This window comes from Alkalihalobacterium chitinilyticum (assembly GCF_029028005.1).
GTDB lineage: Bacteria > Bacillota > Bacilli > Bacillales > Bacillaceae_F > Alkalihalobacterium > Alkalihalobacterium chitinilyticum.
Genome location: NZ_JAOTPO010000009.1, coordinates 15,457 through 36,042, shown reverse-complemented (window position 1 = coordinate 36,042; position 20,586 = coordinate 15,457). Strand labels below are relative to the sequence as shown.

Here is a 20,586-nt window from a genome sequence, read left to right as displayed (position 1 = left end):
ACACCATCGCTCTTTAATACATTTCGTTTCGTACTACCTATGAATAACCTTCACATACGTACCTTCAGTGGATTTTTTTAAAGCCGCTTCGTTCATCATTTTAATTTTTTTAGATAAACTTGAGCCCTTCACTAATTGTTTTTCTATGTACACAGATGGATCGATCAACCTTACTTTCTTTTTCATGTGCACATGATAATCTTCTTTATCTTCACAAACGTTAACTTGATCGTGAAGTTGCCCAATTAAAAACTGTAAGTCCTGGTCTCGAGATTTGCTCATTATGGACATTATTTCTTCATCCACACCTAACATATCATCAATAGTTATTATGTTTTTTTCAAATCCGATCTTAATCGCTTTCGTTAATAGGTCGTAACCGTAAACATTTAAAGGATCCAAGAAGAAATCAATGACCTCTTTGTAGTACGTTTCCACAAACCACTCAGCCGTTTCTAAATCTCGAATAAACATTTTACCATCTACAACAGTAAGCTGGTCTAAAAAGTGTTCGATTTCATTACGGGTAATCTTGCCGTATTCAAACATATCTCGAAGTGTATAATCAACTCGATCTGCACAAAGCTCTGGAGCAGGCTGCTCAAGCAACGTCCATTTTTCATCATCAGATAGCAAGTCCTCATAACTGTACCCATGTTTCTTTAGAATTTGTGGGACCTCAGAAGTTTCAACAACTTGATGAAGTATTTTTTCGTGATAACTATCCTCTAATTGTTCAAGGACAAAATCAATCACATGAGAAAATGCAGTATGGGACACATCATGAAGCAAACCTGCGATTTGTTCTTCGAGCGATCCTCCAAGCTTTCGAATGAGTAACATCACTCCTACCGAATGGTCATATCTTGTCCCATTCCATTTTGGGTTAACTAAGTAACTAGCGCCACCTTGATGAATTTCCTTCAAGCGCTGCACTGGACTAGAAAGAATGAGTTCTTCAAGGACTTTTTCTATTTCATAACTGCCGTAAACGGAATCTTGTATAATCAAAATGCGTTCCTCCTCTCTCATTGCCTCATGTATCATAAATGAAAACAAATACTTTACTACACTATCGCTTTCGAATAATTCAAAGTAAAAGATGTCACACTAGAAAGATGAAAACACTTGGTTAAGCACGGGGGGATGGATATGAAATTTGTTGATGATCTTTATGAGATGTATAAAAACCATTTAACAGGAGATGAGGAAGATGCCTACATTATTGTGGACGGCATCCTCCAAGAAATAAGCAAAGAAGATGTGAAAAAATTGATTGATGAGCTTTCTGATAACGAACGGTTTGAAATGTTTGGAATGTACCTATATGAAACCTTTCGCTTAAAAGTCGCTCAAGAAGGAATCGGCGAGACCTTAAATGAAGACGATCAAGGAAAAGGTTACATTCATTAGACTATAATGTGCGTCTACCTATTTATTTAAATTGCCTCACGTAATCTTGGAGCGAACTCATGTTGAACCTAGGGTAATATTCAACCCAACCAACATCGATTATCTCCTCACCTTCACCTCCATCAACGACAATTCTCACAGGGGATTGGAAAGTGGCCAACTGTTGGTTGCTTTCCATTTCCTTCGGCTGAATCGTAAAAGTAACTAATTCACCTTCTTCATATTCTGAAGAACCTTTCCAGGCAAAAGTAAAGTAATCATGAACCTCATTTGGAAACGGAACAGCCAATTCCTCTATCATTTGAAATGATTTTCTTACTTTAAAGGTTAAACTATACCCACTCGCATCACCACTCCCACTTTGAAGTTCCATATACTTCGATGGATCTGTATTCAGTTCCCGTAATTCTAAATAATACAATTGTCCATTATTTTTCAAACGCTTACCGTTACTAAGCCTAAATTCACTGTTTAATAGATCTTTTACTCCTTCGTGATCCCCTGTTCTAAAACGCAACTGACCAATCGCAAAATAGCCTTCAAAAAAAATCATACTTTCCTGTTCAAATTCCTTATAAAAGATAAATTGAGGTTCCAAATCATCAGGTTTACCGTTATGTACGTAGTAAACACTCGCATAATCGTCTCCAGTAGTTGCAATAAAAGCAGGAAGAAGTAACGGCTCCTCTAAACGCCATTGTTCAAGCCACAGTATACTTCCAGCCCATGATAAAATGATGACCACCAAAGCGGTTATCGTTAATTTTTTTCGTGTAACATAAAATGGTTTGATCTGTTCCATTCCTTCTAATTCAACAAAAGTTTCCGTCTCAGCAATCTTTTTCATTCGATAAGCCGTCATTAAAACTCTAATAAACGCAATAAAGCTTAATAACAATAAAAAAATAAACACGATCGGAAGCCAACCAGGAAAGATAACTACAAATGGCATACTAAAAAGCAACAAACCATTTACTACGACATAAAAATTCCTACGCCTAATAAAGGTCAACCCCCATTGTTCTTCACTCGAATGTTTAACCAATTGAATATAATAGTTCATTAACAATATTACAAAAACAAGGGTTATTACCTGCTCTATCCCATCAGTTATAAAGAATAGATCAATAATAGGTAGCTCAATTGTAAGAATTCCAGCATGTTGCTTCAAAGCCGGTTCAGCATGGACTCTTATAAACGAAGAAAACCAAGCTATAGCTGACAAGACAATCAGACCGTATGTCCATGGAACGAGTGAATTCATTCCTTTATCTTGTTTTGATATCTCCCGAATCCCTGATAATACGAGGATAAACCCAACAAAGTCGGGTAATAACGATACCCCATTGATATCAAAGTCTAAAAATACAATTAAAAGTCCCCAAAAGATGGAAGATAGTCCCTGCTTATAATGAATCATTTCTTACCACCCTTTAAATTATAATTATTATTAATAAGTATTGATTATTTTTTGAAACATGATATTATTATAACTACAAGATTTATTTTTCTACTAAACTACTCTAATGAGCTAATCTTACCATTTTAATCCAGAAATTACACAGGGATCTTAATAAACTTTTATATATTAAATTGAAAAGGTGTGAACTCTATGCACAAAAAGCCCGTATGCCCTAAATGCCATGCCGCAGTTAAACAGTTAAAGCATAGTACACTATGTAAATGCGGTGTGAAGTTTAAAAACATTAAAACCATTGCCTAAATAACTGTCGTTTGTATCTTAAAATAAGCTGCACTATTAAAAAGAGCTTGAGAATATTCTCAAACTCTTTTTTTGTTGCATTAAAGTAGCGTTAATGATGATTATTAATCCTGATGGGTTACATAAAGAAAAATTTCTTGCGTCTATTACTTTTATATATGTCTCTAGTACATTATTATCCTAACTTAATCCCCACAAACTTAATGTCTGTCATATCTTCAACAGCGTATTTTACGCCTTCTTTACCAACACCACTTAACTTAACACCACCGTATGGGTAGTTATCTTGACGGTAGGTAGACATTTCATTAATCCACACTCCACCCGTTTCTAACTCATCTGCCAAGCGCATCGCACGGTTAATGTCTTTTGTAAAGACACCTGCTTGAAGTCCAAAGTCCGAATCATTAGCGTAGCCTATTACTTCCTCTTCTGTTTCAAACGGAATGATCGATACAATTGGAGCAAATACTTCTTGGCAAACAACTTTCATTTGCGGTTCAACATTTACGAGAACAGTTGGTTCAAATAAATTGCCTGAACGTGTTCCACCAGTTAAAAGTACAGCTCCTTGATCTCGTGCTTCAGCTACCCACTCTTCTGCACGAATGGCGGCCTCTTCCGTAATCATAGGTCCAATATCTGTTGTTTCCTCTTTTGGATTTCCTACTTTTAACGCTTTTACCTGTCTTACAAACGTTTCTTGAAATTGTTGAGCCACGCCTTTTTGAACATATATTCGCTGAGCTGAAATACAAACTTGGCCCGCAAAAGCAAATGCCCCTTTTACTAGACTCGTAGCCGCTGTTTCTATATCTCCATCATTAAATATAATATTAGGAGAGTTTGAACCTAATTCCAACGTTACTTTTTTAAGTCCTGCTTGGTTTTTAATCATTTTCCCTACTTTTGGGCTTCCTGTAAAAGTGATCTTACTAACACGATCATCCGTTACAAGCTTTTCACCCATGTCTGACCCGATACCCATTACAAGGTTTAATGCCCCTTTTGGGAGACCGGCTTCTTCAAATAATTTCGCTAACATATAAGAAGTAAACGGTGTCTTTTCCGCTGGTTTCAAAACAACGGTGTTCCCCGCTGCAAAAGCCGGGCCTAGTTTGTGCAAGGCTAAGTTTAAGGGGAAATTAAATGGTGTAATTGCAACAACGACGCCTATTGGTATCCGCCGAACCATACCGATACGGTTTTCACCGCCAACGGCACTATCCATTGGAACGAGCTCCCCTTCTATTTTTTTTGCTTCATCAGCAGCAAAATAAAGAACCTGAACGGCACGGCCTATCTCACCCCGTGCATCACGAATTGGCTTACCGGCTTCTAGTGCTAAAACTTGAGCAAACTCCTCTGTTCTTTCAGCTAATCGTTCACCTGTTTCCCTTAAGATTTCTGCACGGCGATGAGCCGGCATCTTTTTCATTGTATTACGGAAAACACTTTGAGAGGTGGCAAGAGCTAGCTCAATATCTTCATCAGAAGCTAAGTCAATGGTTCCTATAACTTCACCATCAAAAGGACTTCTCACATCTAAGCTTTTTCTACCCGAACCTTTTCGTTCTTCACCATTAATTAATGAGCCATAATGTAAAGGGGTACTAGGCATGTCTATCTCCTCCTAAACTTTTCTAATTTAAAAGAAAACCTGGCCTTATCTATTTCAATTATCTACGCGAAAATCCTTTTCCTTCAATGAAATCCTTCATATATTGACGTTTTGGATTTGACAACATTTGTGCCATTTGTTCGGTCCACGTGTCCTTTCTCTTACCACTTGTTCTTTTTTCGTAATAAGAGGAGATTAACTCATTGTAGTCCTTTAACTGATCTTTTAAGACACTATTATTCTCATTATAGCTATCTTCATGATATATATGTGCGAGAGGCAAGCGTGGTTTAACATCAGGAGATTGATCAGGATACCCGACCGCTAGACCAAACAACGGGATCACTTTTTTTGGTACATTCAGTAGTTGGCACACCTCTTCAAGGTTATTACGTATTCCCCCAATATACACGATCCCAAGTCCCATTGACTCGGCAGCAATTGAAGCATTTTGAGCCACTAATGCTGCATCGATCAAAGAAACCATAAACTTCTCTGTACTTTCTAGTGCGCCTGAAAAATCTTTCTCTTCCATTTCACCAATAAGTTCATGGCGATGCAAGTCAGCACAAAACACAAAGAAATGTCCGTTTTGGGCCACATACGCTTGGTTTCCTGCCAGTTCAGCTAACTTTTCTTTTTTCTGTTGATCTTTAACTCCAATAATCGAGTATGCTTGGATAAAGCTCGACGTTGAGGCTGCCTGAGCACTTTTTACAATCGTTTCAATTTGTTCTTTTGTTAGTGAACGCTCTTGAAATTTGCGGATGGATTTGTGATTAAGGATGGTTTCAATCGTTGAATTCATTTATTCACTACTCCTTTGTTTTAATAAAAAATATAGCTACTACTCACAGGATGAATACAAATACTCCTCCCCTGTTAATGAGGAGAGGAGTTGTCTGTTTAACCATTAAAATTGGTAAATTTCACCGTATTTTTTACGAAGGTAGTTCACAAGATAACTTGAATTAATTCCTTCTCCAGTAATATCTTTTAAGATTTCAACAGGCTTTTTCATTTTTCCATATTGATGTACGTTCTTGGTTAACCATTCTTTGATTGGTTGAATGTTATTTTCAGCTAATAGCTCTCCATAATTAGGAAGGTCTTTATCCATTGCTGCTTTCATTTGAGCTGAGTAAATATAACCTAAAGCATAAGAAGGGAAGTAACCAAAAGCCCCGCCTGACCAGTGCACATCTTGAAGTACGCCTTCTGCATCATTCGTTGGACGGACACCTAAGTATTCTTCCATTTTGTCGTTCCAAATTTGCGGAAGGTCTTTCACCTCAATTTCATCACTGAATAAACCTTTTTCAATTTCATAACGTACAATAACATGAAGAGCATAAGTCATTTCATCTGCTTCAATACGGATAAGCGATGGACCTGCCACATTAATTGCACGATAAAAATCTTCTAATGAAACATTATCAAACTGACCATTTGAATGTTTTTGTAATAATGGGTAATTTGCTTTCCAGAATGAAGGATGACGACCAATCATGTTCTCGAAGAACAATGACTGTGACTCATGGATTCCCATGGATGTACCATCGCAAAGCGGTGTACCGATTAAATCCTTAGAAATGTTTTGCTCATACACAGCATGACCACATTCATGAATCGTACCAAAAATAGCTGTACGGAAATCCTTTTCGTCATACTTTGTTGTTACTCGAACATCATTAGGATTTAAACTAATTGCAAACGGATGTACAGTTTCATCCAGGCGCCCCGATTCAAAGTCATATCCTAAGTTATTTAAAATTTCCAAGCTGAGTTGACGTTGTTTTTCTTTCGGGAAATGCTCAAATAAAAAGTCTGTTCTCGGTTGCTGACTGGAGTCTTTTACAGCTTGAACTAGAGGAACTAATTCTTTGCGTAGGTTTCCAAATACTTCATCTAGAATATCTACTGTAATTCCAGGCTCATAATCATCTAATAATGTGTTGTACTTATGCCCTTCGTAGCCCCAATAGTCTAAAAAGCGCTTTTTTGTTTCCACAATTTTTTCTAAATAGGGTTGGAACATCGCAAAGTCAGACTTTGCTTTTGCTTGTTCCCATACCGCTTCAGACTTTGACTCAAGGATAACATACTCTTTATATTCTTTTTCAGGGATCTTTTTGTTACGATCATAATTTTTCTTGCATTCCTCAACCGTTTTTCTTGTTATTTCTGAAACATCTGCACTTTCACTTAATGCCTCTATGTATTCCTTCATTTGATCCGATGTAGACATATTAAAAATTTCAGTAGATAGCGTACCAATTACTTCTGAACGTTGCTCGACACCTTTTCTTGGAGCTCCTGTGCGCAGGTCCCAAAACATTAACGAACGAGCCTCGCTAAAGTTTTCCATTTTTTTAACGTACTCTAAAAAATCTTTTTCGATTTCTGTTGACATCTCTTATGCATCCTCTCTTATTTAACAATATTTCGAAAAATGAAATACACTTTTATTATAAATTTTCTTTCAGCAAATGTTAACTATTTTCACTCGACAAAGAATTTTGTTATGATGTTCAGTATGAAAGAGGAGGTAACAACAATGAATGTAACCATTACACCTGAAGCTGCTCGCTTTTACAAACAAGAAGTTCTTTCAAATAAAAAACACCCGCTACGATTTTTTGTCCGTGTCGGCGGAGTGGGCTCAGGCGGTTTTTCAGTAGGTGTCAGCAAAGAAAATCCGACAAGCCATTGTTATCAAACAACTGTAGAAGGTATTACCTTTTTTATTACGGAAGATGATGCTTGGTACTTTGAAGGTATGACAATTGATTACAATGAAGATTTAAATATGATGATTTTTACTAATCCACAATTTGAAGATATCAACCATCCTGAACAATAGAAAGCGGCTGACTCATAATATCCTTTCTGTTTATATACATACGTCTTTAATATGTATATTACAGCGACGATGTTTAGAGTCAGCCTTTTCCAATTTATTGGTTTGTTCGAAAATAGGACGTCTTGTCTTCTATATCATAAAAAAGGAGCATTAGAATATATGCTCCTTATTTCTTTGCTTCTTCCAATTGATGGTCGATCTTCTCGATTAGCTCAGATGAGATTTCAAAAAAGCGCTCATCTACACCTGTTTGATGCGACGCTGCAGTATAATATTGTTTCTTAGCTTGTTGCACCGCCTCAGTTGCCGCTTGTAACTGATCTTCATCCATACTCATCGTAGCTTGTCCCACCATACGTTCTGCTGCTTTAATTGCCATTTCTACTTGTTTTAAATCGTTATACGGCTCTGACATACACTCTATTCCACCTTTCGTTCATATAGTGATAGTGTATGTCTAAACCAATTAAAATATTCACTACTTAGTTTACATAAAAATGTTATTGTAAATTAGTATTATCTATCATTAATTGGATACAATTGTGTCTTCCGGGAAAATTAACTTTATTAACTGAAGAAGATAAAGACGCCGAAGTAGTGGATTACTTTGGCGTCTTTTTTCTATTCGTTAGACGGGGCAACTGGTTTAGGTGGTCGTGGTCCCCAATATTGATATAGATCAGTGCGGATTTTCCCATTATATAACTTCCGCTTTTTGGTTGCCTTTTTACCATACAGCTCTTCAAATTGTTCATTTGAAGTTAACACATAAATCGACCATGTTGGAATATGTTCCTGAAAAATTTTGCCCATTTCTTTATATAATTGAGCGACTTGTTCCTTTTCACCTAGGCGTTCCCCGTATGGTGGATTAGCAATTACACAGCCATATTCCCGCTTCGCTCGAAGGTCGGTAACTTGCATTTGCTTAAAGCGAATAATATCGTTAAATCCAGCCTCAGCGGCATTATGCTCTGACAATTCAATCATTCTGTGATCAATATCAGTTCCAAGAATATCTAACTCTTGATCATATTTGGCTAAATCCTCAACTTCCATTCTTGCTTGATCCCATTTATCCTGACCGATCCAATCCCACCGCTCGGAAGCGAATTCTCGCATAAATCCAGGTGCGATATTTTGTCCGATCATTGCTGCTTCAATAGGAAGAGTTCCAGACCCACAAAACGGATCAATTAAAGGCTTGTCCGCTTTCCAATTTGTTAGCATAATCAATGCTGATGCTAACGTTTCTTTTAAAGGGGCTTGGTTAGAACGGTATCTGTAGCCGCGTTTATGTAAACCATCTCCACTTGCATCTATCGTAAGCGTCGCTATATCTTTATGTATCGCAACTTCAATTCGATAAAGCGGACCATCTTCCTTAAACCAATCGGTGCTATATTTCTTTTTTAAACTTTCTACGACAGCTTTTTTGACGATCGCTTGACAGTCAGATACACTAAATAACTGTGATTTGACTGATTTTCCTATTACTGGAAATTCTGCGTTTACTGGAATGAAATCAGCCCACGGAAGAGCTTTTGTTTTTTCAAACAACTCTTCAAAGCTTAGTGCTTTAAATTCACCGACTCTCACTTTAATACGGTCGGCCGTTCTTAACCATAAATTCGAACGACAAATCGCCATCGGATCTGCTGTGTATATAATTCGTCCATTTTCAACGGTTACATCTTCATATCCTAAATCTCTTACTTCTTTTGCTACTAGCGCTTCAAGTCCCATTGTTGCCGTAGCGATTAACGTCACTTTATCCATTTCAATCACCTACATTATAGTCTTTCCCCATTATAGACATGTTCAACCGAAATCACAAATAAGGATATTTGACCAACATTATCCATTAAAAAAGGGCAAATAAAAAAGCCCTTATACTGTGGGCTTAACAGTCATCATTTTAGCGTTCGATAAGCCATGTTTTGTCCCGTTGTACTGCAAGCGGTGATGAGCCTCGTACTCAGGGGGTAATCATCTATCTACAGGTGACGAGTCACCTGTCCCTCTCTCGGTTGAATTCCTTCAAGAGGGTGCCCCTACCATAGTTTGGGTTTCTCGCTCGAGGGGTTTACCCGTTCCACTCCACTTGTTTCCAAGCGGACTACGTCACTGTGGCACTTTCAGAAGCATCACACCATATCCCAAAGGACGTAGGTGCTTACCTCGCCGTTAGCCCAGTCAAAACCAGACTACCCTAGCTTATGAATTCGCTAGGCACGAACACTACGACCATCTCAGGTCGTGCGAGCATGGACTTTCCTCTATATCATCAAGTGATATAGCAATTACCTGAACGCTAAACGCTGTGCTGTCTTATCGACAAGTATTATTATATTACGATTATAGCTGTACGGTCAACTGGTACTACATTGAAAAGCAGTTAATTTTTTCTAACAGCTTGTCTAGATAGTTCATCAGCATTTTTATTTTGATTACTTGGGATCCACTTCAAAAAGAACAAATCCAGTTCATCAATATACGATAATGCTTGCTCTAATAATTTTTGGTATTTCTCTTTTTTGACATAGCGCTTTTCAACCGCCTGATCAATGAGCTGCGAGTCCGTCCGAAACGAAACGGCAGTTAAGTTTTTTTCTTTGCATATTTCTAATGCCTTTATAAGTGCCATATATTCCGCTTCATGGTTTGTCAGTTCGCCGAGTGGAATCGCAAAACGATCTTCATTTCCATCCTTATAATTAATATATATACCTGCTCCAGATGGTCCTGGGTTGCCAGCACTTGCCCCATCAATATATACTTCGATCAATAGAGCCTCTCCTTTAATTCCACGTAGTTGTGCCTACCTACATTTTTTGCCGACATCACTTTATTATTCGTATAGTTTTCTACCAAAAACTTCTTTTTCTAAGTTTGATAGACGTTGCAGGATATCATAGTTTGTACTTCCAACAGGTGATGTTGCTGCTGTTGGTGCTTTTGGTTTTTGTTCTTGCGCGCGTTTAACTTCGCGACGAAGCTGTTGATTTTCTTGTTCAAGTCTTTCCACCGTTTCGTGAAATTTTTCATAATCTTGGATAATTGCATCTAAAAATTTATCAACATCATCTTGATTATATCCTTTAATGCTTGTCTTAAATTCTTTTTCTAAAATATCTTTTGCTGTAAAACGAAATTGACTCATATTAAATCCACCCCAGTTCTTAACTGTAGACTACTACTTTTACTATTTTTTCAGAATTAAGAACAATTGTCAATTTGTTCTTTTCGACTTTATTCAACTAAAACTCGTCCATTTCCTCTTGGACTGTCGAATTAATATCATCTGGTGTGATGTAAAAAATAGGATAACCATCTCTTTCGTAGCGCCTCAAAGCCGGTTCTAAATAAAATTTTGGTGAACCTTCTTTCCATTCATCGTATAGAATGACTAATCCATCACTTTTTTCGATCAGATATTGATTTTTCACCCTCAACTGTGCTGGGCTTTCGTACTCACGTTTTGAAATGCTGTCCACAAAATCAGCTAGTCCTAAAACATGACGGTAATGCTCTTGGTTCGTCTCACTCCAATTTTTTTCTTGTTGCAAAAATGGGGTCATTACAGCAAGTCTCAGTTGCGGAAATTCTTGCTTTAGTTCATATACAACTTCAGCTGTCCAAAGCTCCACACCTAATTGTCCACTGATAAGAACCCATTCCAATCCCTCATCTAACAGTGAACGAAGCTTCTTCTCAATTGTCTTTTTTATGTAATGAATACCTTTATGCTTTTGATCAAAAATCCCTAACTCATGTCCCTTGTAACCGGAAACCACACACACTTTTATCATATTTTCTCCTAACGCTTTCTGAATGATTTATTACATGCATTCATACATAACCTATCGTAATACAAGTTTCTGAAATTGAAAAGGAGAGCTGAACAGCTCTCCTTACTTAATGATTACCAACCAAAACCTGGTCGTGGACGAGGGCCGAAACCTGCTCCTCCTACACCTGGACCACCAAATGGTGCCCCGGCTGCTCCTGGACCAAAACCTGGTCCTGCGAATGGTGCTGCTCCAGCTCCTGGTGATACAAAGTGCTGATGCGTAATTTGTTGCGATTGTGAAAATGTTTGAGGGAAACTGTGAATGTGCTTGTAGTGATGTTGTGTGTTATGGTGGTGATGACTCGGATGAATTTCCGGAACAATATACTCACAGCACTGTTGAGAATGCGTAGTTTTCGTCGGGTGAACAACTGCAGGCATTACTTTCGTACATGGTCTATGCCACATTTTAAATTCCTCCTTTAATGTTATTCAATATTAACCTATGTAATATCCCCTCTAGATGTACTAGTTGTTTGCCCTAATTTCCTATATAAATTATGAGTTCGCCTAAAGTTTATCTTTTCACCTTGTCCCCAGTTGTATCTAAATTCAAGGACAACACCTTTTTTTGCACTAGTGGGAATATTTCGTCAAAATAAAACAATTCTATCTGTTTATTTGACGAAACACCACTAATTATGCGCTTGCTCGGGAAATACGGTTAATTTGCTTCTTGGAAATAAGGGGAATATAATAATAAAAAAGGAGGGATAATCATGGCAAAAATAACAGTTCCTGGCCACGATTCATTTGAAGTAACTGAAGGTACTAAATTAGTGCTAGCTTTGGAAGATCACGGTGTTGATATACTTCACCGCTGTGGGGGTAAAGCAAAATGCACGACCTGTAGAGTGGAAGTACTTGATGGAGAATTTGGTGAACTAACGGATATTGAGAAAACCGCTTTTTCCGCGAAAGGAATAGATGCAAACTATCGCTTATCTTGCCAAGTCTTTGTAAAAAGCGATGCTACTATTAAGCCAATGATGACCGTAAGTGAATCAGGACTTGATGCTGGGCCAAGACCGAGTGACAGTTAATTAAGGAAAAGCGTCTGACTGAAGTAAGTACTTGTCGCCTCCTCTTACATAAAGGTTTTGGTTACAGTATCTACTTATAAGTCAGACGCTTTTTTTATTTTTTGCTCTAACCTTTCAATTCGCTTAATTACTTCTGCAGTTTGCTTTGTCTTTGATTTATCCACTAATTTAGTTGTTTCTTTCAACCAGTGAAGTCCATTTACTGCAGCGTCTAATGCTTTTTCATAGTCTTTTTCATGGTGTTCATATAGTTTCGACAGTTCAATTGCTATCTCAGCTGAAGAGAAACGCCGATTTTTAAATGTATCTTCTAAGAGGATGATTGCATCACTTTCACGGCTGGACTGTTTATATAATTTGGTCAGTAATAAAATCCCGTCTTCGGATACATTTCTGCTGTCTTCTTTCCAAAGTTGTTCTAGACAAACGAGTGCCCTCCCCTTCTCACCGACAAACTCAAACCATTTCCCAATCTGTAATTTCTCATTCGTTGAAAGTTCTTTACCATCATAATCTAATAAACAGCTAGAGATATGAACATATAAGGATATTAAAGATAAAACATCCCATTCATTGTGCGTCAAAACACCCTCAATATATTCTGGATCTGGTTCATGTAAAAAATCAAAATATAACATCGGTGCCATATAACCTGGTGTATCTTCTCCACGTTCAAACTTTAAAATTTCATTTTCAACGATGGATAGTTTACAAGAAGGCAACGTTTCTTTCCATAACCTTCTAGCCCCGTGCAATAAATCAAAATGGCCAAACGCTGGCAGCTTCGGAACTTCATTTCGAACGAACGTGTGCCTCGTCTTTACTTGCGGCCAGTCAAAAGCTTTCCCGTTATAAGTGACGAGATTACTTAAATTCTCTACATCATGTAGGAAATGATAATACATGGCCACTTCATGTTCGGGTCCAGGTAGGAAATATTGTTTTACCTTTACCCCTTCTCTTGTTAATTGACTATAACCAAGTAAAAAGATCGTACTTCCCGCGCCACTTGATAATCCCGTCGTTTCCGTATCAAAAAATAATAGTTCTTCTGGAGAACGGCCAGAAGCCGATAATGGGTGGTTAAAACTCGCCTCATGCCAACGGTCTACAATGTCAATGGCTTCGGAAAAAGTATATTTACCATGTATCGTATTCAGATCATACTGTAGTTCACGTAAAATCGTATAATGATCATCGAGATGGATTGCTTTCGCATTAAGCTTCTTCCATTTCTCATAAAACGGAATTTCGATTGGAGAATGTTCAAATGTAGATGCAGCTTTTATCGATGAGTCTTGCGCTGGTTCAATCGATAAGTGCTTTTTCATCCGTGACAGTTTTCCTTTAATGGACACTTACATCACCCCTTGTTAATTTAGCAATGAGTTTGCCCACTAAATTTTTTCCTTTTTCTCCTGTTTCCACAGCCGGTCCTACACAAGACGGACACCCACTTTCACACGGACAACCGCTGACCATCTTCTGAACTTCCCTTAAAACTTGCGGGAAATTTTTGTAGATCTGTTCACTTAACCCAACCCCGCCTGGATAGCGATCATAAAAGAAGATCGTTGGGTCTTCAGAATGAATCGCTTTAATTTGCGGAATAACATGCAAATCATTGCGATCACACATGACGAAAACCGGTGCAACGTGCTGGAATAAGTGAGCAAGCCCAGTTAGTGCTTGTTCAAGAGGTTCTTTACCAAACTCATCCAATACATCTTTTGAAAAGCTCATCCACATCGCATTTGTATGAAGTTCCATTTCCGGCAAATGGATTGGCCCTGATCCGATATTTTCGAACGTTGACATTTTAATCTTTTTAAAGATCGTCGCTTTGGCATTTACCATAACGTCTCCATAGGATAATTTTGCTTCATCCATTGGTTTATGCTTATCTTCTTCAAGTACCTTTAATTCAACAGCTAAATTTGCATCTGTAAAATACTCTACATCAACCTCTCGAACCCACGCCTTTTTCTCATCCCAGTCAAGTAATTCTACTTGATACTGTATTCCTTGGTGAAGGTAGATCGCCTCATCATGTAGTAGTGTCATCGCACTAAATGTGTCCATTTCTCCAATTACTTTTACATTTCCAACATTAGATTGATCAATAATGACGACATTTTCTTGAGAGGCTGAGCGCAGACTTATACCGTGAGCTGGAAAACCATCATTCATCCAATACCATTTCGACCCTTTATGGTGTAGGACTTGCTCTTCTGTTAAAAATTCAAGAACTTCTTCTATATCTTCACCATCAAATGTTTCACCTTGTTTAAATGGCAGTTCATAAGCAGCACATTTTAAGTGATCTACCAAAATAATTAAATTGTTCGGATTAATACGTGCCGATTCAGGATTTCGCTCAAAGAAATAATCAGGGTGCTGGATCATAAACTGGTCCATCGGTGTCGAGCTGGCAACCATAACAATAAGCGATTCTTCTTGTCTTCGCCCTGCTCTTCCGGCTTGCTGCCAAGCACTGGCGACAGACCCTGGGTACCCTGTCATGATACAAACTTGAAGCTGACCGATATCAACTCCTAATTCCAACGCATTTGTACTAACAACACCAATAATTTCTCCTTTTCTAAGTCCCCGTTCGATTTCTCGACGCTGTTTCGGTAAATAGCCTCCACGATAGCCTCTAATTGAAGCCGGTCCTAATTCTTTTTTGACAAGGTCCTGCAAATGACTTAAGATGACTTCGACACGAACACGGCTTCTAGCAAAAACGATCGTTTGAATTTTCTCTTTTAAGAACGTCTTTGCTAACTTATTCACATCCACTGTTGCACTTCTACGAATATTTAAAGGTTCGTTAACGATTGGTGGATTATAAAACAGAAAGTGCTTCCGACCCCTAGGTGCTCCATTTTTATCAATTAACTCCATTCGTTTCCCTGTTAACTGTTCAGCCAATTCTTTCGGGTTTGCAATCGTTGCTGACGTACAAATAAATACAGGATCACTGCCATAAAAACGAGCAATCCGTTTCAAGCGACGAATTACATTGGCAACATGACTGCCAAATACGCCGCGGTACGTATGTAACTCATCAATAATGATATATTTCAAGTTTTCAAAGAAAGCAACCCATTTCGTATGATGTGGAAGAATGGCTGAATGAAGCATATCTGGATTAGTGATAACGATATGCCCTGCTTTTCGAACCGCTTGACGAATGTTAGGAGCGGTATCCCCGTCATACGTATAACATTTAACATCAACACCGATTTCGTCAATCAGTTCGTTCACTTCACTTTTTTGATCTTGAGCTAATGCTTTAGTCGGAAAAAGATAGAGAGCCCTGCTTTCTTCGTCCTCAATAATCTGCTGTAAGACCGGCAAGTGATAGCAAAGACTTTTCCCCGAAGCTGTCGGTGTAACTGCGACGAAGCTTTTCTTTTGTACCCCTGAAGAAAACGCTTGTCCTTGATGACTATATAATGAAGTAATTCCGCGATTTGTTAATGCTTTTTTTATCCGGTCATCTAACTTGCTAGGAAAAGAAACATACGACCCCTCTTCTGGCTCAATTTCATGCCAGTATGTAATATTTTTTGATAATTCCTCATCCGTTCTTAATAATTCTAATACATCAGATAACGACTTTTTCCCGAACATACTTTTCACCTCTACTTTATATTGTAGCGAATGTGTGTTTGTAAATAAAGAAAAAAGTAGCAGGGAAATATTTTCTATAATTCCCTGCCACCTCGCCATTTTTTGATTAACTGTATAGCCAGTGCTGCTAAACAGGTAACAATAATAAAAGAAACAAACAAAAAGATTGGACTTATGATATATCCAAAAGTAACTTCATTTTGTAAATAAGCCACACTTTCATAAGAGTCAACAATGTCAGGAACGTACGAATTCGTTAACATCAAACCGTACACGATTTGACCAATAAAATAAAATGCGTGTATCACTAATGAAATAATAATAGATTGCACAAGTAGTTTCATAGATTGCTCCTCCATCATGATATATGACTAGTCATCATAATATCTCATTCACTCTTTTTAGATTTTACCATTTAGAACTGCTAAGTAGTGTAACTTTAATTATTTGTACTTATACATATTCGTTGTATTTAGTGTGATAATCCTGTTGCTCATATAATCTCTTGGAACACAAAAAGTAAAACGACTCTTCAAATTAGGAGAGTCGTTTTACTGCAATATTTCCCTTTTTATGAATTACCCATTTTCTTCATGCGCTCTTCTTGATGTAAGAAATCACTAAACGTGTGAAAGGCATTCATAGGTTCTGAAACAACTTTTTCAATAAACCTATCTCTAGTGTAATCAGGTACGATTTCACTTTTCATTATTCTTTCTTTAATATAATTAATACTCGTATTATAGATTTCCTTATTTTGAAACTTCACTTCTTTGTATAGTGCCATCCCAACAGCACCCAGTACCGAAAAAACAACCGTTAAAACCATGTTGCTTACGTGACCAAAGAGAAGATAGTACAAATTAATAAATGATATAGAAATTAATGAAATAGAAGCGACAGTAAAAATCGTACTCTTCTTCACTAACGGTGAAATTCGACGTTGCATTTTCTCAAATTCTTTTTTTGTGTAAGAGGAGACATGATCCATCTTAATAGGTAACATATGTCACTCACTCCTTATCAATGATTGTCATTATACAAATAACTATTTTAATAGACTCATATACTTCAAGAAATCATCTGGTAGATGGAACTTTTCATCACTAATCTTCAACTCCTGCGCATCATCATCAAAACTAACAACCGCTTTAAGTTCATTCATCTCTTTGTGAATGTTTTCCATCTTTTTGTCTAATTGTGATGCTGACTCTGCAGCTTCCTTCAGTTCATTCATTAATCGTTGTGGAATTTTTTTATTATATTTATAGTAGATTTTGTGTTCTAAACTTGCCCAAAAATCCATCGCAATCGTACGAATTTGAACTTCAACACAAACGTGTTCTTCTCTATCTGTCAAAAATACAGGAACTTCTAATATAAGGTGTAAGCTTTGATATCCATTAGGCTTAGGCACTTTTATATAATCTTTAATTTCAATGACTTTAACATCTTTTTGAGTTTGTAACATATGGCTTAATTCATAGATATCAGATATAAACGAACACGTTACTCTTATACCCGCAATGTCTTTAATATTTTCTTTAATTGAAGGTAAAGAAATCTCATATCCTTTATTATAGATTTTTTTTAAGATGCTCTCTGGTGACTTGACTCGCGATGACACATGTTCTATGGGGTTGTATTCATGAACATAATGGAACTCTTGTTTCAAAATATCAATTTTTGTATTTAATTCATCTAATGCAAATTTATAAGTCATCATAAAGCGAGTGAGTTCCATCTTAAGTTTCTTTAACGAATTTATATCAATCTTTTTTTGTGTCATTCATCCTTTCCCCCTTTAAGGTATACGAAATTCTTTAACGTCTTGGTTAAAAAAACATAATGCGTTCCTTCATTACCGGCAATTCATTTGACGCTCTTTCTTTATTAGTATTATAAATGGTTTGTATGAACTGAATATGAATTCATGACTTTCCCTAAAATTTACAAGAAAGATATACAACATTAATCATAATAGCTAGTTTGATATTTTGAGACCTTAAACAAATAAAAGCAAGCCCCGCAAAATAAAAAGGACCTGCTTTCATTTTTTATATCATTTTGAATACGTCCATTTTCTCCATAGAGCTTCAAGTGGCCCTTGCTTGTATTTTGTTAACCAGTAGTGACTGACTAGCACTTGAAAACTAATGATAACCATTGCTATACCGATTCCGACTGCAATTCCTACAGAACCAAATAAACCAAAACCAAATCCGTAAAAAATAAAGACACAAATAATGGATTGTGCAATGTAATTGGTTAATGCCATTCTACCATATGAAGCTATCGGCATAAGCCTCTTCGTACGGCCCTTGTTTTGTAAAGCTAATACAATAGTTGATACATACCAAAGCATAAGGAGAGGGCCACCGATAATATTAATGGTATACGCTAATGTATAGGACAACCAGTACGGTGTATTTAAACCATTATAGATTAAGAAAACGAATAAAACAGCTAAAAGACCGCCGCTCCAGAAAGAATGTAGACGAATTTTTTTCCAAAGTGGGAGAGAACCTTCAATATTATGAAACATCCCCTTTTTCCCCATGTAAAGACCGATGAGAAACAACCCTAGTACGTTAGGGAGAGTAAAGATTAAATTTAGGATCATAAGTGAAACTTCATTTAAAAGACGGAATTCCAGTATTTCAGCATAAGTACCATTCGATAAGATCATCATGGCTTGTTCAAATAGCTGTTGGCGCGTAACTTGTAACTCGGATTCAAATTGCATGAGAGCACCATATCCGAGCAGAGACAAAAACATGATCACCATCGAAACAAATACCAAGCTAATGGCCCAAATTAAAATCACTTTAAGACTTCTATTAACAAAGAGCAATAAAAACAGACCAGCTATTGCATACGTATGCAGGATATCACCAGACCATATAAATGTAACGTGTAAAATTCCTATCAAAAGAAGAAACAATGCTCTTTTTGTAAAATAACGATTTCCGTTTAATTCCTTTTGTTTCAAGCGATCATAAAAAAGAAAAAAACCTAGTCCGAATAACAGTGAGAACATTGGATAAAACTTTCCATGGATGAATAAATGTAATAAATAATCCGCTATTTGATTAAAAGTTCCTTCTACTAATAATCTTCCTTCTAGGACAAAGTTTGCTTCTTGAAATACAGGTGTTTTAAATGCAACCATATTTGCCATTAAAATCGCCATTAAAGCAATTCCACGAATAATATCGATTGTAATAATTCTTTCAGTATCACTTATAGGATTCCCCTTCATTTTCCGCTCCTTTAATTTTTATTTTTATTTGTATTGTTAATTCATGATATGGACAAAACCATCATTACATATTTCTCCTTAAATGTTAATCCTTGTTTTTAATAAATAATAAAAAGCGATACTATGAAAGCATCGCATACTATGAATAATTATAATTTAGTTAGTTTTGCTTGTAATGTTGCAAGTTGCTGCATCAGACGTTCGTATTCTTCTTGCTTGATATTACACGTTCGAATCGCTTCACTTACTTTCTGTGTAATATGTTCTTTCTCATCTACCCCTTTTTGCTGTAAGGAAATGTACACCTTACGTTCGTCCTCTGTTGAGCGTTGCTTTTGAACCCAACCGTTTTTTTCCATTCTTGCAATCATAGGCGTTAACGTCCCGGTTCCAAGATTAATTTTTTCCCCTAATGCTTTCATCGTTACATGGTCCTTTTCCCAAAGAGCCAATAATACTAAATATTGTGGGTATGTTAGCCCAAAAGGCTGTAATATTGATGTATATAATTTATTGAATTCCCCTGCTGTTTTATAGATAGCAAAACATAATTGCTTATCTATCTTTAAAAAGTCATCCACACTTATCACCCATCAGTTACAGTATTACAATTCATAAGCACATAGTGCATAAGCAGTATTTTATAATAGCTTTGCTAAATCGTGTTCAATTATACTTGGCTTTATCGTCGGTCCATAACGCTTGACTACCTGGCCGTGCCCATCAACTAGAAACTTTGTGAAATTCCACTTAATTCTACTCGATAATAGGCCCTTCTTTTGCTCTTTTAAATATTTAAAAAGAGGATCAGTACTGTTCCCATTCACATCAACCTTTGCAAACATAGGAAAAGTTACCCCATAGTTCACTTGGCAAAAATTCATCGTTTCATCTATGTTAGCATACTCCTGATTATTAAATTGATCACAAGGAAAGCCTAAAATTTCTAAACCTTGGTCATTATACTTCGAATACAATTCTTGAAGTCCTTTAAATTGTGGTGTTAAACCGCATTTACTGGCTGTATTAACGATGATTAACGGCTTACCCTCATATTCTCGCAAAGACTTTTGTTCTCCATTTGTCATTTTCACTTGAAAATCATACACCGTTTGCATTATTACTTCCTCCTTCAAGTTCATCTCATCTATTTTTATTAATCACACACA

22 protein-coding genes and 1 other RNA gene are annotated in these 20,586 nt (G+C 36.9%); 3 read left to right on the top strand and 20 right to left on the bottom strand.

Annotation, left to right across the window (positions count from 1 at the left end):
• Positions 1–33 precede the first annotated feature (33 nt).
• Complete coding sequence (locus tag N7Z68_RS13605; protein WP_275119027.1) at positions 34–1,011, bottom strand: HD domain-containing protein; 978 nt, start codon at positions 1,009–1,011, stop codon at positions 34–36.
• A gap of 141 nt (positions 1,012–1,152) precedes the next feature.
• Between N7Z68_RS13605 and N7Z68_RS13600 the strand changes: the two genes are divergently transcribed.
• Complete coding sequence (locus N7Z68_RS13600) at positions 1,153–1,413, top strand: DUF6154 family protein (protein WP_308447226.1); 261 nt, start codon at positions 1,153–1,155, stop codon at positions 1,411–1,413.
• A 22-nt stretch (positions 1,414–1,435) separates the two neighbouring features.
• Here N7Z68_RS13600 and N7Z68_RS13595 read toward each other — a convergent pair whose 3' ends face one another.
• The 4 genes from N7Z68_RS13595 to N7Z68_RS13580 all read right to left on the bottom strand — a co-directional run bounded on the left by N7Z68_RS13595 (position 1,436) and on the right by N7Z68_RS13580 (position 7,170).
• On the bottom strand, positions 1,436–2,833 hold the full coding sequence (locus N7Z68_RS13595) for a hypothetical protein (RefSeq protein ID WP_275119025.1): 1,398 nt from the start codon (positions 2,831–2,833) through the stop codon (positions 1,436–1,438).
• Between the two features lie 478 nt (positions 2,834–3,311).
• The gene (locus tag N7Z68_RS13590) at positions 3,312–4,757 is read right to left on the bottom strand and encodes an aldehyde dehydrogenase family protein (protein ID WP_275119024.1); all 1,446 of its coding nucleotides are present in this window, start codon (positions 4,755–4,757) and stop codon (positions 3,312–3,314) included.
• Between the two features lie 58 nt (positions 4,758–4,815).
• Positions 4,816–5,565: an oxygen-insensitive NADPH nitroreductase gene (nfsA, locus tag N7Z68_RS13585; protein ID WP_275119023.1), complete on the bottom strand. Its 750-nt coding sequence runs from the start codon at positions 5,563–5,565 to the stop codon at positions 4,816–4,818.
• A gap of 105 nt (positions 5,566–5,670) precedes the next feature.
• Positions 5,671–7,170 carry a carboxypeptidase M32 gene (locus tag N7Z68_RS13580; protein WP_275119022.1) on the bottom strand — a complete coding sequence of 500 codons (1,500 nt, stop codon included), beginning with the start codon at positions 7,168–7,170 and terminating at the stop codon, positions 5,671–5,673.
• Positions 7,171–7,314: 144 nt separating this feature from the next.
• Here N7Z68_RS13580 and N7Z68_RS13575 point away from each other — a divergent pair, with 144 nt between their 5' ends.
• Positions 7,315–7,620 (top strand): iron-sulfur cluster biosynthesis family protein, encoded by a 306-nt coding sequence (locus tag N7Z68_RS13575; RefSeq protein ID WP_275119021.1) that lies wholly within the window; start codon positions 7,315–7,317, stop codon positions 7,618–7,620.
• A 166-nt stretch (positions 7,621–7,786) separates the two neighbouring features.
• Here the strand turns inward: N7Z68_RS13575 and N7Z68_RS13570 are convergent, their stop codons facing one another.
• From N7Z68_RS13570 to N7Z68_RS13540, 7 genes are all read right to left on the bottom strand, one after another.
• Positions 7,787–8,035: a DUF2564 family protein gene (locus N7Z68_RS13570; protein ID WP_216829576.1), complete on the bottom strand. Its 249-nt coding sequence runs from the start codon at positions 8,033–8,035 to the stop codon at positions 7,787–7,789.
• A gap of 206 nt (positions 8,036–8,241) precedes the next feature.
• Positions 8,242–9,399 (bottom strand): THUMP domain-containing class I SAM-dependent RNA methyltransferase, encoded by a 1,158-nt coding sequence (locus N7Z68_RS13565; protein ID WP_275119020.1) that lies wholly within the window; start codon positions 9,397–9,399, stop codon positions 8,242–8,244.
• A 145-nt stretch (positions 9,400–9,544) separates the two neighbouring features.
• Positions 9,545–9,935, bottom strand: an RNA gene (rnpB, locus tag N7Z68_RS13560) — RNase P RNA component class B.
• An 83-nt stretch (positions 9,936–10,018) separates the two neighbouring features.
• Entirely contained in the window at positions 10,019–10,408 is a 390-nt protein-coding gene (locus N7Z68_RS13555; protein WP_275119019.1) for a reverse transcriptase-like protein, read from the bottom strand.
• A 63-nt stretch (positions 10,409–10,471) separates the two neighbouring features.
• On the bottom strand, positions 10,472–10,783 hold the full coding sequence (gpsB, locus tag N7Z68_RS13550; protein ID WP_275119018.1) for a cell division regulator GpsB: 312 nt from the start codon (positions 10,781–10,783) through the stop codon (positions 10,472–10,474).
• Positions 10,784–10,880: 97 nt separating this feature from the next.
• Positions 10,881–11,429, bottom strand: a complete 549-nt coding sequence (locus N7Z68_RS13545; protein ID WP_275119175.1) for an SLOG family protein — start codon at positions 11,427–11,429, stop codon at positions 10,881–10,883.
• 116 nt (positions 11,430–11,545) lie between these two features.
• The gene (locus tag N7Z68_RS13540) at positions 11,546–11,881 is read right to left on the bottom strand and encodes a CotD family spore coat protein (protein WP_275119017.1); all 336 of its coding nucleotides are present in this window, start codon (positions 11,879–11,881) and stop codon (positions 11,546–11,548) included.
• A 311-nt stretch (positions 11,882–12,192) separates the two neighbouring features.
• Here N7Z68_RS13540 and N7Z68_RS13535 point away from each other — a divergent pair, with 311 nt between their 5' ends.
• Positions 12,193–12,516 carry a 2Fe-2S iron-sulfur cluster-binding protein gene (locus N7Z68_RS13535; RefSeq protein WP_275119016.1) on the top strand — a complete coding sequence of 108 codons (324 nt, stop codon included), beginning with the start codon at positions 12,193–12,195 and terminating at the stop codon, positions 12,514–12,516.
• 74 nt (positions 12,517–12,590) lie between these two features.
• On the opposite strand, the gene N7Z68_RS13530 is transcribed toward N7Z68_RS13535, so the two are convergent.
• From N7Z68_RS13530 to N7Z68_RS13495, 8 genes are all read right to left on the bottom strand, one after another.
• Positions 12,591–13,874, bottom strand: coding sequence for a ribonuclease H-like domain-containing protein (locus N7Z68_RS13530; protein WP_275119015.1), 1,284 nt, complete (start codon positions 13,872–13,874; stop codon positions 12,591–12,593).
• On the bottom strand, positions 13,864–16,155 hold the full coding sequence (locus tag N7Z68_RS13525) for a DEAD/DEAH box helicase (RefSeq protein WP_275119014.1): 2,292 nt from the start codon (positions 16,153–16,155) through the stop codon (positions 13,864–13,866). Before N7Z68_RS13525 ends, N7Z68_RS13530 begins: the two co-directional genes overlap by 11 nt.
• 74 nt (positions 16,156–16,229) lie before the next feature.
• Positions 16,230–16,499: a hypothetical protein gene (locus tag N7Z68_RS13520; protein WP_275119013.1), complete on the bottom strand. Its 270-nt coding sequence runs from the start codon at positions 16,497–16,499 to the stop codon at positions 16,230–16,232.
• 227 nt (positions 16,500–16,726) lie between these two features.
• Entirely contained in the window at positions 16,727–17,161 is a 435-nt protein-coding gene (locus tag N7Z68_RS13515; RefSeq protein WP_275119012.1) for a DUF5392 family protein, read from the bottom strand.
• A gap of 42 nt (positions 17,162–17,203) precedes the next feature.
• Positions 17,204–17,944, bottom strand: a complete 741-nt coding sequence (locus N7Z68_RS13510; RefSeq protein WP_275119011.1) for a GTP pyrophosphokinase — start codon at positions 17,942–17,944, stop codon at positions 17,204–17,206.
• A gap of 273 nt (positions 17,945–18,217) precedes the next feature.
• Positions 18,218–19,417, bottom strand: coding sequence for a DUF418 domain-containing protein (locus N7Z68_RS13505; protein ID WP_275119010.1), 1,200 nt, complete (start codon positions 19,415–19,417; stop codon positions 18,218–18,220).
• Positions 19,418–19,566: 149 nt separating this feature from the next.
• Positions 19,567–19,998 (bottom strand): MarR family winged helix-turn-helix transcriptional regulator, encoded by a 432-nt coding sequence (locus tag N7Z68_RS13500; protein WP_275119009.1) that lies wholly within the window; start codon positions 19,996–19,998, stop codon positions 19,567–19,569.
• A 60-nt stretch (positions 19,999–20,058) separates the two neighbouring features.
• Positions 20,059–20,535: a glutathione peroxidase gene (locus tag N7Z68_RS13495; RefSeq protein ID WP_275119008.1), complete on the bottom strand. Its 477-nt coding sequence runs from the start codon at positions 20,533–20,535 to the stop codon at positions 20,059–20,061.
• Positions 20,536–20,586 lie beyond the last annotated feature (51 nt).